Genomic DNA, 15,268 nt, shown 5'->3' with positions numbered 1-15,268 from the left:
GAACGGCCATGCGTCCAGTCTATCTCGACAATAATGCGACGACGCGGGTCGATCCGGCGGTCGTCGAGGCGATGCTGCCGTTCTTCACCGAGCAGTTCGGCAATCCGTCGTCGATTCACTCCTTCGGGGCGAGCGTCGGCCAATCGGTCAAGAAGGCCCGCCAGCAATTGCAGCAGCTGCTCGGCGCGGAGCACGATCACGAGATCATCTATACGGCGAGCGGCACGGAAGCCGACAATACGGCCATCCTGTCGACGCTGGAGGCGATGCCCGGACGCAACGAGATTATCACCAGCGCCGTCGAGCATCCCGCCGTTCTCGCGCTTTGCCAGCATCTCGAAAAATCCGGCCGCGCCAAGGTGCACTACATTGGCGTCGATTCACTCGGCCGCCTCGATCTCGAAGCCTATCGCTCCGCGCTCTCGGATAAAGTCGCGCTCGTCACCCTGATGTGGGCGAACAACGAGACAGGCACGATCTTCCCCATTGAGGCGCTCGCTGAACTCGCCAAGGAAGTCGGCGCGCTCTTCCATACCGACGCCGTGCAGGCCGTCGGCAAAGTGCCGATCGTCCTGAAGGGGAGCGCCATCGACATGCTGTCGCTTTCAGGCCACAAGCTGCATGCGCCCAAGGGCATTGGCGCGCTCTACGTAAAGCGCGGCGCGCGCTTCAAGCCGCTGCTGCGCGGCGGCCATCAGGAGCGTGGCCGCCGCGCCGGCACTGAGAATACGCCCGGCATCGTCGGTCTCGGCAAGGCCGCGGAACTCGCTATCACTCATATGGCCGACGAGCAGACGCGGGTGAAGGAGCTGCGCGATCGTCTCGAAAAAGCGATCCTGCAGCGCGTTCCGAACTGCTTCGTGAATGGCGACGTTCGTGAGCGGCTGCCGAACACGACGAACATCGCCTTCGAATATGTGGAGGGCGAAGCGATCCTGCTGCATCTCACGCGCCAGGGCATTGCTGCCTCGTCGGGCTCCGCCTGCACGTCGGGCTCCCTGGAGCCGTCGCATGTGATGCGCGCCATGAATGTGCCGTTCACAGCCGCACATGGTTCGATCCGCTTCTCGCTTTCGCGCGACAATGTGCCGGAGGACGTTGATCAGGTGATCGAGGCGCTGCCGAAGATCCTCGAAAACCTGCGCGAGCTGTCGCCGTTCTGGGCGGGCGCCAATAAGGGCCCGACAGAATTCAAGCCCGTCTATGCGTGAGTTGACGCCGTGAACGCTGACCACCCCCGCGTCTTTATCAATGACACGACGCTCCGCGATGGCGAGCAGGCGCCCCGCGTCGCCTTTACGGCGCGCGACAAGGTCGTCATTGCGCGCACGCTCGACGCCGCGGGGGTGGATGAAATCGAAGTCGGCACGCCGGCGATGGGGCGCGACGAAATCGAGGCGATCGGCGCCGTTGTCGCCGAGGGCCTTTCCTGCCGCGTGATGGCGTGGTGCCGCCTCAACAAAGCGGACGTCGACGCTGCGCTCGCAGCCGGGGTCGCGCATGTGAACATTTCCGCGCCCATGTCGCGGTTGCAAATTTCGGTCAAGCTTGGCGTCGACGTCGCTGCGGTGGCGGATCGCGTGCGCAACATTGTCTCCTATGCGCGGGAGAAGGGTCTCACTGTCGCGCTCGGCGGCGAAGACTCGTCTCGGGCGGACCCCCGCGACATTGGAGCCGTTCTGCGCGCTGCGGCGGATGCGGGCGCCTGGCGGTATCGCTTCGCGGATACGCTCGGCGTGCTCGACCCCTTCTCAGCCTATGACGCCATCTCGCGAGTCCGGCAGGAAACCGATCTGCCGATTGAATTTCATGGCCATGACGACGTGGGCCTCGCGACGGCCAATACGCTCGCCGCGCTGCGCGCCGGCGCGACCCACGCCTCCGTCACCGTACTCGGCCTCGGCGAGCGCGCCGGCAACGCGCCGCTCGAAGAAATAGCGGTCGCGCTCGGGCATGTCGCGCGCGGACGCTCCAATGTGAAAATCGACAAGCTTCACGCCCTGTCGAAACTGGTGGCGCGAGCCGCGCGGCGCCGCATCGGCCGCGCGAAGGCGATCGTCGGCGCCGATGTGTTCACCCATGAGTCTGGCATTCACGTTGCCGCGCTGCTGAAGGATGCGCGCACCTATCAGGGCGTCGATCCGGCGCGCCTTGGGCGCCGCAACACCGTCGTGCTCGCCAAACACTCCGGCATGGCGGCGTTGCAGCGCAAATGCGCCGAACTCGGCTTCGACATCGACCGCGACACGGCGGCCGAGTTGCTGACGCAGATTCGCCAGCGCGCCAATGACAAGGCGGCGCCGATGACGCGCCGCGAGCTGAAAAGCTTCTTCAAAAGCGCCTGTGGAGGATCGCCATGAGCCTCGCCGCCTCTGCCGCCATGACGCAGCCTGCGCCCGCCCGCCCCAATCTGCTTGCAAGGCTGCGCGGCGACGTCGCCTGCGTGCTGCAACGCGACCCGGCGGCGCGCAACATCTTCGAAGTCGCCCTGCTCTATCCGGGCGTTCATGCGCTCGTCCTCTATCGTATCGCCAACAGTCTCTGGCGACGCGGGTTCAAATTCCCGGCGCGTTTCCTGTCCTGGTTCGCGCGCCTCGTCACGAACATCGACATTCATCCCGGCGCGACGATCGGCGAGCGGCTGTTCATCGACCATGGGGCGGGCGTGGTGATCGGCGAGACCGCTGTCATCGAGAATGACGTGACGCTCTATCATGGCGTCACGCTCGGCGGCACCTCATGGGCGCCGGGGAAGCGGCATCCGACGATCGAAAGCGGCGCGCTGGTCGGCGCCGGCGCGAAAATTCTGGGCCCGATCACGGTCGGCGCGCGGGCGCGCATCGGCGCCAATTCCGTCGTCATCGACGACGTCGCGCCGGAAATGACGGTCGTCGGCATCCCTGGCCGCATTGTGAAAGTGGAGCGGCGGCGCTCCGGCGCGGATGGGCGCATCGATCTCGAGCATCATCTGATCCCCGACCCCGTCGGCGACGCCATATCGGTGCTGATCGACCGCATCGATTTTCTCGAGGCGCGTCTCGCGCATCTCCAGGCGCGCAAGACAGAGGCGCTCGCAACGAATAGCCAGAAGGAGACGAAACCATGAGCGTATTCGACGATTTGCGGAAGCTGTCCTCCGCCGAGGATTTCTTCGAAACGCTCGGCGTCGACTACGACCCGGCGGTGGTGCGCGTGGCGCGTCTCCATATTCTGCGCCGCATGGGCGAATATCTCGCCAAGAACGATCTCGACGGCGCGAGCGACGAGGAAGCGCGCGCCGCCTGCAAAGAGACGCTGACCAAGGCCTATGAGGACTTCGTCGCCTCGTCGCCCATCGCCGAGCGCGTCTTCAAAGTGCACAAGGACGCCGTCAAGCCGAAGGCCGAACCGGCCAAGCCTTTCGTTCCGCTCACGACGCTGACCGGCAATCCCGGCTGATCGAGGCAAAGACACATGAAAATCCTCGTTTGCATCAAGCAGGTCCCGGACAGCGCGCAGATCCGCGTGCATCCCGTCACCAACACGATCATGCGGCAGGGCGTGCCGACGATCATCAACCCATATGATCTGTTCTCGCTGGAGGAAGCGCTTCGTCTGCGCGACAAATTCGGCGGCGAGGTCACGGTGCTGACCATGGGGCCGCCAATGGCGGCGGACTCGCTGCGCAAGGCGCTCGCCATCGGCGCCGACCGCGCGGTGCTGTTGACCGACCGCTTCTTCGCAGGCTCCGACACGCTCGCGACGACCTATGCGCTCTCGGCGGCGATCCGCAAGATTGAGAAGACCTTCGGCAAGCAGGACATCGTCTTCGCCGGCAAGCAGACCATCGACGGCGATACGGCGCAGGTCGGTCCCGGCGTCGCCAAGCGGCTCGGGCTGCTGCAATTGACCTATGTGTCGAAGATCGTCGAGTGTGACCCGGAGAAGGGCGAGCTCGTCGTCGAGCGGCGCGCCGAGGGCGGCGTGCAGGTGCTCAAGACCGCAACCCCCTGCCTCGTCACCATGCTGGAAGGCTCCAATGAAGTGCGCCGCGGCGCCTTCGACGACGCGCTGCGGGCGGCGCGCGCCGAGGTCGTCACCTGGAGCGCCAAGGACGCCGAGATCGAGGATCTCACCAAATGCGGCCTCAAAGGGTCGCCGACGATCGTGAAGAAGGTGTTCGCCCCGGCGCCGCGCTCGGAAAAGGCGGCCTTTGTCGAGCCGGAAAAGACGGCGGCCGATTCCGCTGAGGCGCTCATCGCCGCGATCTTCGCGCGCCATCCGGCGCTCGAAGCCGACATGACCAAACTTGCCTCCGGACTCTAAAGGAGAGCCGCAAATGTCCGCGACCCCCCCGCCCGCCACACGCGCCAGCGCGAAGAAAGAGCTCCCCGAACATTTCCGCGACTATAAGCACGTCTGGGTCTTCGTCGAACTCGAACGCGGCGACGTTCATCCGGTCTCCTGGGAGCTTCTGGGCGAAGGCCGCAAGCTCGCCGACAAGCTCGGCGTGGAGCTCGCGAGCGTCGTGCTCGGCGGGCCGGGCGACGCCGCCAAGGAAGCGGCGGCGGAGTCTTTCCGCTATGGCGCCGACCTCTGTTATCTCGTCGAACATCCGGTGCTGGCGGACTATCGCAACGAATCCTACGCCAAGGCGATGACCCAGCTGGTCAACACGCACAAGCCGGAAATCCTGCTGCTCGGCGCGACGACTCTCGGCCGCGACCTCGCGGGCTCGGTGGCGACGACTCTGCTCACCGGCCTCACCGCGGACTGCACGGAGCTGGCGGTTGACGCCGACGGCTCGCTCGCGGCGACGCGCCCAACCTTCGGCGGCTCGCTGCTCTGCACGATCTATACCCTCAATTATCGTCCGCAGATGGCGACGATCCGTCCGCGCGTCATGGCGATGCCCGAGCGCGCCGCCGACCGGGTTGGCCGCATCGTTCCTTTCACGCCCGATCTGTCGGAAGACGAGATCATCACCAAGCTCCTGCGCTTCGTGCCGGATCGCGACTCCAACAAGAGCAATCTGGCTTTCGCCGACGTCGTCGTCGCGGGCGGCATGGGCTTGCAGAGCGCCGAGAATTTCCAGCTCGTGAAAAACCTGGCCTCTGTGCTCGGCGCGGAGTTCGGCTGCTCGCGGCCCGTCGTGCAGAAAGGCTGGCTCTCTTCCGATCGCCAGATCGGCCAGACCGGAAAAACTATCCGGCCGAAGCTTTATATCGCGGCGGGCATTTCCGGCGCAATCCAGCATCGCGTCGGCGTCGAAGGGGCGGATTGCATCGTCGCGATCAACACCGACAAGAATGCGCCGATCTTCGACTTCGCGCATATCGGCATCGCGACGGACGCGATCCGGCTGCTGCCGGCGCTGACCGAGGCTTTCCGGCAGAAACTGTCGCCCCATCAGCGCGACCGGCTTGCAGGCTAATGAGACACATCCCAACGCCTGGCGAGGCGCCGGCGGAACGTAAATGGAGACTGCCATGATCGAAGAACGGTTCGACGCGATCGTGATCGGCGCCGGGATGGCCGGCAACGCCGCGGCGCACACCATGGCGTCTCGCGGCCTCAAGGTCCTGCAACTCGAGCGCGGCGAATATCCGGGCTCGAAGAATGTCCAGGGCGCGATCCTCTACGCCGATATGGTGGAGAAGATCATCCCGAACTTTCGCGAGGAGGCGCCGCTCGAGCGTCATCTCGTCGAGCAGCGGTTCTGGATGATGGGCGACCGCTCCCACACCGGCCTGCAATATCGCAACGACGACTTCAACGAAGACAAGCCCAACCGCTACACGATCATCCGCTCGCAGTTCGACCGCTGGTTCTCCAAAGAGGTCCAGTCGCAGGGCGCGCTCGTCATCTGCGAGACGACGGTGATGGAACTTGTCTCCGACGCCTATGGCAAGGTGATCGGCGTGCGCACCGATCGAAAGGGCGGCACGCTCTTCGCCGACGTCGTGGTGCTGTGCGAGGGCGTCAACGGCCTGCTCGGCGCGCGCGCCGGCCTGCGCGCGACCCCCAAGCCGGAGCATGTCGCGCTGGCCGTGAAGGAAATGCACTTCCTGCCGCGCGAGACGATCGAAGCGCGCTTCAATCTCCACGGCGACGAGGGCGTCGTCATTGAAGCCGCGGGCGTCATCTCCAAGGGCATGACGGGCATGGGCTTCGTCTACACCAACAAGGAGAGCGTGTCCGTCGGCATGGGTTGTCTGGTTTCCGACTTTGCGACGAACAATGACACGCCTTACGGCCTATTGGAGATGTTCAAGAACCATCCGTCCATCAAGCCGCTGCTCGAAGGCTCGGAAGTGAAGGAATACGCCGCCCATCTCATCCCGGAGGGCGGATATAAGACAATTCCGGAGCTTTTCGGCGATGGTTGGGTGGTTTGCGGCGACGCCGCGCAGCTCAACAACGCCATCCACCGTGAAGGGTCGAACCTCGCGCTGACCTCAGGGCGGCTCGCGGGCGAGGCGATCTTCCAGATCAAGTCGCGCAAGGACGCGATGTCGAAGCAGAATCTGGCGCTTTACAAAAAGCTGCTCGACGACAGCTTCGTGATGAAGGATCTCAAGAAATACAAGGATATGCCGGCGCTTCTGCACGCCAACTCGCAAAACTACTTCCTGGCCTATCCGCAGCTCGTCTCCAAAGCGATGGAGAACTTCCTGCGCGTCGACGGCACGCCCAAGATCGACAAGGAAAAGGCCACCATCGCCTCGTTCGTCAAGGAGCGCAAATGGACCGGCCTGTTTGGCGACGCCTGGAAGTTGGCGCGCGCATGGCGATGAGTTGGCGATGAGTTGGCAATGAGTTGGCGCTGTTCTTGCGTAACAGCAGAAAGAACGAAGCGACAGGAGAAATCCCATGTCCTTGGCAGCCCGAGTTGAAGAGAAACTTTACCAAAACCGCTACATCGTGGACGCGGGCAAGCCGCACATCGCCATTCGTCCGCATGACAAGCCTTCCGAGAATCTGCTCGCCATGACTCGTATCTGTCCGGCGGGCTGCTACTCTGAAACGAGTTCGGGACAGGTGGAGATCACGCCGGACGGCTGTCTCGAATGCGGCACGTGTCGGGTGCTGTGTGAAGCGTCTGGCGACATCACCTGGAACTACCCGCGCGGCGGTTTCGGCGTGCTGTTCAAATTTGGCTGAGAGGAAACTATGCCCAACGTCACTTTCCAGTCGCCGCTATTGCATAGGAATGTCACCGTCTATGCGGTCGCCGGCGACACGGCGAGCATTCTCGCCGTCGCGGACGCTCATAAAATCCCGATCCCGCACGATTGTCGCGACGGCGAATGCGGCTCCTGCCTCATCGAGGTGGTGACGCTTTCCGGCAAGACGATGGGCTCCGCGCTCACCGAGAAGGAGAAGACGCAGTTGAAGTCGCTCGGCAAGATCACCAGTGACGAGATCCGTCTCGCCGAGGTCGACGATATTGCGCCGAAGTATCGTCTCGCCTGTCAGTACATTGTGCGCGACCAGGACATTCTGGTGAAATTCACGGGCGAGCCGGGCGGCGCATAAGCAACCCGACGAGTCGCCCCTGTCGCTGGACCGACGGACTTCGCGCCCGTCGGTCTTTATGCTGAAGGGATAACCGACCCGCGACGTGAGCGGTCAGGCGAGCTTGTCGCCCAACAGAAACTCCATCGCTCGGTCGAGACGAATATGCGGGAGGGGCAGCGGCTCGCGATCCTTGCCCATCTTTGCGACGGGCGGCCGGAACTTCAAGAAGCGGTATTCCGCCTCCTCCTCGTCCAGCGCCAGCGCATCGCCACGAAACACGAGCTTCGGATCGTCGGGGAGTTCGCCAGGGAAGATCGCCCCTTCGGCAATCCCGTCGAAGACGTCGTCGCCAATGCGCTCGCCTTCGAGCGGCGTGCCGACGATGGCGGAAAGTTTCTCCCCCTCATGGCGAACGATCGCCTCTCGCGTCGCGCGCACCGCCGCCATGGCGATGACGTCGATCGTCGCTCCGACGCCTTCGGCGCGGGCGATGGCGCGGCTGGTCAGATGACGCAGGATCGCCTCCAAGCGGTCGTGGCAGCTATGGTGGAGATGATCCGCCTTGGTCGCAGCGAAGAGGATACGGTCGATCTTGGGGCGGAAAATCTGCGCGATGAGATTGGAGCGCCCGGTGCGAAAGGCGTTGAGCACGTCGGTCAGCGCATTTTCGAGGTCGCGGACCGCCGCCGGGCCGGAGTTCAGCGCCGCAAGCGCGTCGACGAGCACGATCTGGCGATCGAGCCTCGAAAAATGATCGCGGAAGAAGGGCTTGACGACGTGGGTCTTATAAGCCTCGTAGCGGCGCTCCATCTCGCGCCCGAGACTGCGATAGGGCAAATCCTCGCCCGGTTCGACGGGAAGCGGCGCAAAGGTGAGCGCCGGCGAGCCTTCGAGATCGCCGGGCATGAGAAAGCGGCCGGGAGGCAAGGTCGAGAGCGCAAATCGCTCCGCCTTCGCCGAGCGCAGGTAATCCGTGAACAGTCTCGCGAGTTTCTGCGCGGTCTGCTCCGAATAGCGCGCCTTTGGATTCGCCATCGCGGTCGCGCCGCGCCAGTCGGCCGCAATAGGCGCGCGCGCTGCGGCGCCCGCCGCCTCCAGCGTCTCCTTCGACCATTGCGCATAGGATTTCCCGAGCAGCGGCAGGTCGAGCAGCCATTCGCCCGGATAATCGACAATATCGATATCGAGCCGGGCATGTTCCTGTCCGATATGGCGCAGCGACCAGGCCTTGGAATTGAACTCGATCGAGACGCGCAGTTCCGAAATGCGCCGCGTCGACTGCGGCCAGTGGCGTTCGGGGCCGCTGACGAGCGCCTCGAGATGCTCCTCATAGGCGAAGCGCGGCACGTTGAAATCGGGCTGCGGGTCGAGATGGGCCGAGAGAATGCGGCCCTCCGACAACGCGCGAAAGACCGGCATGTGGGCTTTGCGACCGGCCGCCACCGCTCGGGTGAGATGGTGCACGAGGGAGGTGATGAAAACGGTTTTGCCGGCGCGCGACAGGCCGGTGACGCCGAGCCGCAATCGCGCTCCGGCCACGAAATCGGCCAGGCTCTCCGCGGCGACCCGCGTCTCGAACCAGATATCTGACAATTGGGAGGACAAAAGCGGCTCCGGACAGAGACGAGACAGGCCCCTCATCTAATCCATGAGCCGCCGTTTTGGGAGAGCGGAGAAGCGCTTCTCCGCCGCGCCGCGTCGACGCCTGCCGTTACCGCTTGGACATCGGCACATAGTCGCGCCGCTTCTCGCCGGTGTAGAGCTGGCGCGGCCGGCCGATCTTGGAGCCCGAATCCTCGATCATCTCCTTCCACTGGGCGATCCAGCCGACCGTGCGCGCCACAGCGAAGAGCACGGTGAACATGGCGACCGGGAAGTTCATCGCCTTCAAGGTGATGCCCGAGTAGAAGTCGATATTGGGATAAAGCTTCTTCTCGATGAAATAATCGTCCGACAGCGCGATGCGCTCGAGCTCGAGCGCGACGTCCAGCAGATCGTCCTTCACGCCAAGCTCGTTCAAGACCTCGCGGGTCGTGCGCTGCATGATTTTGGCGCGCGGGTCGTAGTTTTTGTAAACCCGATGGCCGAAGCCCATCAGCCGGAACGGATCGTTCTTGTCCTTGGCGCGGGCGATGAACTGCGGAATGCGGTCCGGCGTGCCGATCTCGGCCAGCATTTTCAGCACCGCCTCATTGGCGCCGCCATGCGCCGGCCCCCACAGCGAGGCGATGCCGGCGGCGATACAGGCGAAGGGATTGGCGCCCGACGAGCCCGAAAGCCGAACCGTCGAGGTCGAGGCGTTCTGCTCATGGTCGGCGTGCAGGATGAAGATGCGGTCCAGCGCCCGGGAGAGAACCGGATTGACCTTGTATTCCTCGCAAGGCACGGCGAAGCACATGCGCAGGAAGTTCGAGGTGTAATCGAGATCGTTCTTCGGATAAACGAAGGGCTGGCCGATCGAGTATTTATAGGCCATGGCCGCGAGCGTCGGGATCTTGGCGATCATGCGCGTCGAGGCCACCATGCGCTGCACGGGGTCGGCGATATTGGTCGAGTCGTGATAGAAGGCCGAAAGCGCGCCGACCGAAGCCACCATCACCGCCATCGGATGCGCGTCGCGGCGGAAGCCCTGGAAGAAGCGCGCCATCTGCTCATGCACCATGGTGTGGCGCGTGATGCGATAATCGAAATTGGCCTTTTCCGCCGCAGAGGGCAGCTCGCCGTACAGCAGCAGATAGCAGGTCTCGAGAAAATCGCCGTGCTCGGCGAGTTGTTCGATCGGATAGCCGCGATAGAGCAGCACGCCCGCGTCGCCGTCGATGAAGGTGATCTTCGATTCGCAGGAAGCCGTTGAGGTAAAGCCAGGGTCGAAGGTGAACATCTCGGTCTCTGAGTAGAGATTGCGGATGTCCACGACGGACGGCCCCATCGTCCCTTCTTTTACGGGAAGGTCTATCTCCTTGCCGCCAATCGTAAAGGAACCTTTGTTATCGGCCATTGCGCACCTCGTTTGTCGGCCCGGGCGCGCGAATCGACGGCGCCGGCCCAGCCCGGACAACGCTTAACCAGAAATGCGTCGCTACGCTGGCAGGCCTGGAATTATGCACATATCGGGCGGCGTGCGCCGTCTTGTGCACTGCAAAAAGCTATCGCAACCGCGAAGTCTGTCAAGCTTCAAAAGACTGCCGAACGCCGATAGTTAAGCCAGTGCAAGGCGTCTGGCTCAGGCCGACTGGTCCGCGATACGCCCGAGACTCTCTTCGCGTCCAAGGATTTCGAGCACGTCGAAAATGCCGGGCGAGGTCGAGCGGCCGGTCAGCGCCGCGCGCAAAGGCTGGGCGAGATCGCCGAGCTTGACGCCTTGCTCCACCGAGAGATCGCGCACCACGGCTTCGGTCGTCGCCGCTGTCCAGTCGGGCAGCGCGGCGAGCTTCGGGCCGAGCGCGCCGAGCCGCGCCTTCGCCTCGGGCGACAGCAGCTTTGCGGCCTTGTCGTCGAGCGGCAGCGGGCGTTTGACGAAGAGGAAAGCGGCGCCGTCGACGAGTTCGTTGAGCGTCTTGGCGCGCGCCTTCAATCCCGGCAGCGCGGCGCGCAGCTGCGCGCGCTTCCTCTCGTCGAGCGCCGCCAGCACAGCGCCGCCGCCGTCGAGATACGGCAGCGTGTCGAGAAGGATTGAAAACAATTCGTCCTCGGGCGTGTCGCGGAGGTAATGCCCGTTCATGTTTTCGAGCTTGGCGAAATCGAAGCGCGCGGGCGAGCGATGCACCTGGGCGAGGTCGAAAGCCGCGATCATCTCCGGGAGAGCAAAGAATTCCTTGTCGCCCTGGCTCCAGCCGAGGCGCACGAGATAATTGCGCAGCGCCGCCGGCAGATAGCCCATGGCGCGATAGGCGTCGACGCCGAGCGCGCCATGTCGCTTCGAGAGCTTGGCGCCGTCCGGCCCGTGGATGAGCGGAATATGCGCGAAGGCCGGCGTCTCCCAGCCCATGGCCTCGTAGATGTGTTTTTGACGCGCCGCATTGGTGAGATGGTCGTCGCCGCGGATGATCTGGGTCACGCCCATGTCGTGATCGTCGACGACGACGGCCAGCATATAGGTCGGCGTTCCGTCGGAGCGCAGCAGCACGAAATCGTCGATGTCCTTGTTGGGGAAGACCACCTTGCCCTGCACGGCGTCCTCGATCACCGTCTCCCCGTCGAGCGGCGATTTCAACCGGACGACGAATGGAGCGCCGCTCGGCGCCTCGGCGGGATCGCGGTCGCGCCAGCGGCCGTCGTAACGCGGCGGGCGTTTCTCGGCGCGGGCGAGCTCCCGCATCTCCTCGAGCTCCTGCGCGGTGGCGTAGCAGCGATAGGCCTTGCCCTGGGCGAGAAGCGCCTCGGCCACCTCGCGATGCCGCGGGGCGCGCGAGAACTGGTAGACAATCTCCCCGTCCCAATCGAGGCCGAGCCATTTCATCCCGTCGATAATCGCGTCGATCGCGGCCTGGGTAGAGCGCTCGCGGTCGGTGTCCTCGATGCGCAGCATCATCCGCCCGCCGTGGCGCTTGGCGTAAAGCCAGTTGAACAGCGCGGTGCGCGCCCCGCCGATATGCAGAAAACCGGTGGGGGACGGCGCGAAACGGGTGACGACCTGCGGCATTTGGCGGGGGATATCCTGAGAAGCTTCGGGAGCGCCCCTCTAACACGCGCGCCGCGCCGGGGAAATAAGGACGAACGCCAGGAACGCCGTCGTCCCGCCCGTTTTCGGCCACGGCGCGCCCCCTCGCTCGAGATCAGGGCCGGCCGCGTTCGACCAGGCGACAGCTCGTGGCCGCCCGGCCCGCCATGCGGAACGTCACGACGCCGCCGTCGCCGCGCAGCTCTCCGCCGGCGGACGCATAAGAGGCGCCGCGCTTCCTTAATCTCACGGCGCCGCCGCCGGTCATGACGAGAACCGTCCCGCCGCGCTCGTTGATGACCGTCAGCTTCTGCCCGTCCCCGCATGAATAATTCGCATAGGGCTGGTCGCGCCCAAGGTCGGCGCCGGCGACGCACGCCAGCGCCGCCACAAGGGCTGCGACCGGTCGTGAAGCGATCAAACTTCCTCCCTGACCTCCGCCTCTGCCGGCTTTCTCCGCGCCTCCTCCGCCGAAGAGTCGTCCGGCGAGGCGAGCTGCACGATTCCGCTCTCGATGGCGAGCGCGCTGGCCGCGGCGGCGGCGGCGAGCTTGTCGAGCTCGGGAAGCTGCAGGACGGTCCTGGCCGGCTCCGCCGTCGCCGCCATTTTAATGCCCGCTTCGGAGAGCCGCCGGTGCAGATCGAAATGCAGGTCGCTGCGCACGCGCGACGATTTCTCGACGTCGGCGACATAGCACCAGAGCTCGAATTTGAAGTTCGACGCCTCCATGCCGAGGAACATCACCTGCGGGGCCGGTATGCGCAGCACGTCCTCCTGCGCCCGGGCGGCGGCGAGCATGATGTCGCGCATCTGTTCGGGATCGACGCCGGGATGCGGCGACAACGCCACTTTGATGCGCCCGACCTTATCGCCGCGCAGCCAATTCTTCACGACGCCGCTGACGAGGTTCGAGTTCGGCACGATCATGGTGGCGCGGTCGAAGGTCTCGATCTCCGTGGAGCGCACATTGATCCGCTTCACATAGCCCTGCTCGTCGCCGACGACGACCCAGTCGCCGACCCTAATGGCGCGCTCCCAGAGCAGGATGAGGCCGGAGACGAAATTGCCCACGATCGACTGCAGGCCGAAGCCGATGCCGACCGACAGCGCGCCGGCGACGATCGCGAGCCGCTCCAGGCCAATGCCCAGGCTCGACATCGCGACCATGGCGGCGGCGATGACCCCGAGATAGCCGAGCGTGGCGTTGATCGAACTGCGAAGCCCGACATCGAGCCGGGTCAGCGGCAGGACGCGCGTGTCCAGCCAGCGGCGCAGCCCCTGGGCGGCCGCCAGCACAACGAGAAACAGGCCGATCGCGGCGACGGCCGACGACAGCGAGATGGTGACGTCGCCGACCTTGAAGGAGAAGAAGCCCGAGCGAATGGTGGCCACAAGGTCGTCGGATTCATAACCGAAGGGGGCGAGGGCGACGAGCGCCGCGACGCCCCAGGCGAGGATCGTGACTACGCCCGAGAGCAAGACCCCGATCGGCGCCAGCTGCTCCCGCCGCACGCCGAGCCCGTAGATGAGCGTGCGGCCGAGAATGCCCTTTTCGGAGAACGCGTGTTCGACGCCGCCCGCCGACAGCACCACCACGACATAGAGCGCAAAGGCGACGGTCGCCGTCCAGGCGGTCTGAAAGATCACGAAATTGGCGAAGGTGACATAGCCGAGGGCGCAGGCGCCCACGATGACCATCAGGCCCAGCGCGCCGAAGAGGCGCGTGACGGCGAGCCAATCGCGGCCCTCGTGCGTCACGCCCGGCTCTCCCGCCGCCGTCGCCCGACGCGGCGACAAGGAGACGACGGCGACGAGCTGCAGCGACGCGACCAGCATCACCCCGACGCCGCGCGTCACCACGACGACCGGCAGGCTCGCCTGCACGACTTCGGCGATGTGCTCGGCGAAGCGGGTCAACGACAGGACGACGGCGGCGGCGGTCAGTAGCCACACGAACAGCCTCGCCAGCCTGTCGCCCGGATCGATGACGCGCCAGGCCGGCTGGTTTGGAGCGAAAACGGCGCGCGCCGCGCCATAGACGAAGGCGATGCGGGCGACGCCGTCGAAGATGCTTCGCCAGATCGGCTCAGCCGCCGCGTCGAGAAGATCGAACCCCTCCAGCGCGGCGCCCAGAGCGGCGGCCGCGCCGACGGGAACGGCGGCGGCGACGATCGCCGTCCACCCCGCCCCGGCCGCGCGACGCAGCGGCGAGGGCGATTGCCCGGAATGATTGCGGGTGAGCACCCGCCGCGCCAGAAAAACAGCGGGCGGCAAAGCGAGAAGAATCGCCAGCGCCACGGCCAGGAACTCCGCCCGCCGGCTTTCGAGCCGACTGGCGAAATTGGCGAAACGGTCGGACAGGAACGACGCGCCGTCGGACAGGACGTCCGGCGCGTCGGCGAGCGCCGCGCGCCACAGATCGACCGAGAACAGCCCGTTCGTGCGCAGGAAGAGCGTCCGCGCGAAAAGCGCCCGCTGGCGGGCGACAATGACGACGGAGAGCTGACGCGTCTCGAGCAGCATGGCGCGGGCGCGCTTGAGCGTGGCGTCGATTTCGTCGAAGACCTTGCGTTGCTCGACGAGCTCGGCGCTGGCGCTGGCCTCGGCCGACCCCGGCTGCGATTCGGCCGCCGGGGCCTGCGGCGGCGGCGCTGGCGGGGGCTGCGCCTTGGCGGCGTCGGGCTTCGTCTGCGGCTTCGCCGCGGCGGGCCGCGTCGGCGGCAGCGGCGCGGCCTTCTGCGGAGCCTGGGGCGTCGGCGCCGCCGCCGGCGCGGCCAGAGCCGGCGCGGGCTGCTCGGCCGGCTTGTTCGCCGCCGGGGCCAGCTCCTTGAGCCGCGCTTCGACGGCGGAGAGGCGCGGGGTGAGCAGGTCGATCGATTCTTCGAGCTCCCGCCGCATCGGCTCGAGACGGTCGCGCAAATGGCGCAACGCTCGGTCCGAGAGGTTATTGTCTTCGAGGCTCTTATGAATTTCATCGAGCGCGGCGCGCGAGCGATCGAGCCTCGAATTGACCTGCTCGAGCGTAGTCGGCGCCTCGTCGGCGCGAGCGTCGAGCGAGATCAGCGCGCCAAGGAACAGAATCAGAAAAAGCGTCAGTCTGCGCAACGC

General features: G+C 65.3%; 14 protein-coding genes. 9 read left to right on the top strand and 5 right to left on the bottom strand.

The annotated features are described in order from the left end of the window. Positions 1–8 precede the first annotated feature (8 nt). The 9 genes from nifS (at position 9) to RVU70_RS13260 (ending at position 7,518) form a co-directional block, all read left to right on the top strand. The gene (nifS, locus tag RVU70_RS13300; RefSeq protein WP_363347025.1) at positions 9–1,211 is read left to right on the top strand and encodes a cysteine desulfurase NifS; all 1,203 of its coding nucleotides are present in this window, start codon (positions 9–11) and stop codon (positions 1,209–1,211) included. Positions 1,212–1,220: 9 nt separating this feature from the next. Further along, positions 1,221–2,360, top strand: a complete 1,140-nt coding sequence (gene nifV / locus RVU70_RS13295) for a homocitrate synthase (protein ID WP_363347023.1) — start codon at positions 1,221–1,223, stop codon at positions 2,358–2,360. Further along, a complete protein-coding gene (gene cysE, locus RVU70_RS13290) occupies positions 2,357–3,106 on the top strand; it encodes a serine O-acetyltransferase (RefSeq protein WP_363347021.1) in 750 nt (249 codons plus the stop codon). The genes nifV and cysE overlap by 4 nt, the downstream gene beginning before the upstream one ends. After that, on the top strand, positions 3,103–3,438 hold the full coding sequence (gene nifW / locus RVU70_RS13285) for a nitrogenase stabilizing/protective protein NifW (protein ID WP_363347018.1): 336 nt from the start codon (positions 3,103–3,105) through the stop codon (positions 3,436–3,438). The genes cysE and nifW overlap by 4 nt, the downstream gene beginning before the upstream one ends. Positions 3,439–3,453: 15 nt before the next feature. Beyond that, positions 3,454–4,305 carry an electron transfer flavoprotein subunit beta/FixA family protein gene (locus tag RVU70_RS13280; RefSeq protein ID WP_363347017.1) on the top strand — a complete coding sequence of 284 codons (852 nt, stop codon included), beginning with the start codon at positions 3,454–3,456 and terminating at the stop codon, positions 4,303–4,305. 13 nt (positions 4,306–4,318) lie between these two features. Beyond that, positions 4,319–5,413, top strand: a complete 1,095-nt coding sequence (locus RVU70_RS13275; RefSeq protein WP_363347014.1) for an electron transfer flavoprotein subunit alpha/FixB family protein — start codon at positions 4,319–4,321, stop codon at positions 5,411–5,413. Positions 5,414–5,468: 55 nt separating this feature from the next. Next, entirely contained in the window at positions 5,469–6,776 is a 1,308-nt protein-coding gene (locus RVU70_RS13270; RefSeq protein WP_363347012.1) for an FAD-dependent oxidoreductase, read from the top strand. Between the two features lie 76 nt (positions 6,777–6,852). Further along, positions 6,853–7,143, top strand: coding sequence for a ferredoxin family protein (locus RVU70_RS13265; RefSeq protein ID WP_363347010.1), 291 nt, complete (start codon positions 6,853–6,855; stop codon positions 7,141–7,143). Between the two features lie 9 nt (positions 7,144–7,152). Beyond that, a complete protein-coding gene (locus RVU70_RS13260) occupies positions 7,153–7,518 on the top strand; it encodes a 2Fe-2S iron-sulfur cluster-binding protein (protein ID WP_363347008.1) in 366 nt (121 codons plus the stop codon). A 93-nt stretch (positions 7,519–7,611) separates the two neighbouring features. Here RVU70_RS13260 and RVU70_RS13255 read toward each other — a convergent pair whose 3' ends face one another. The 5 genes from RVU70_RS13255 to RVU70_RS13235 form a co-directional block, all read right to left on the bottom strand. After that, positions 7,612–9,141: a YcjX family protein gene (locus RVU70_RS13255; RefSeq protein ID WP_363347006.1), complete on the bottom strand. Its 1,530-nt coding sequence runs from the start codon at positions 9,139–9,141 to the stop codon at positions 7,612–7,614. A 70-nt stretch (positions 9,142–9,211) separates the two neighbouring features. Further along, positions 9,212–10,498, bottom strand: a complete 1,287-nt coding sequence (locus RVU70_RS13250) for a citrate synthase (RefSeq protein WP_363347004.1) — start codon at positions 10,496–10,498, stop codon at positions 9,212–9,214. A 225-nt stretch (positions 10,499–10,723) separates the two neighbouring features. Beyond that, entirely contained in the window at positions 10,724–12,142 is a 1,419-nt protein-coding gene (gltX, locus tag RVU70_RS13245; protein WP_363347002.1) for a glutamate--tRNA ligase, read from the bottom strand. 133 nt (positions 12,143–12,275) lie between these two features. Continuing rightward, a complete protein-coding gene (locus RVU70_RS13240) occupies positions 12,276–12,581 on the bottom strand; it encodes a hypothetical protein (RefSeq protein WP_363347000.1) in 306 nt (101 codons plus the stop codon). After that, entirely contained in the window at positions 12,578–15,265 is a 2,688-nt protein-coding gene (locus RVU70_RS13235; RefSeq protein ID WP_363346998.1) for a DUF3772 domain-containing protein, read from the bottom strand. The genes RVU70_RS13240 and RVU70_RS13235 overlap by 4 nt, the downstream gene beginning before the upstream one ends. Positions 15,266–15,268: the final 3 nt, after the last annotated feature.

Source organism: Methylocystis echinoides, from assembly GCF_040687965.1.
GTDB classification, from domain to species: Bacteria; Pseudomonadota; Alphaproteobacteria; order Rhizobiales; family Beijerinckiaceae; genus Methylocystis; species Methylocystis echinoides_A.
This window is presented reverse-complemented; position numbering and strand designations above follow the sequence as displayed.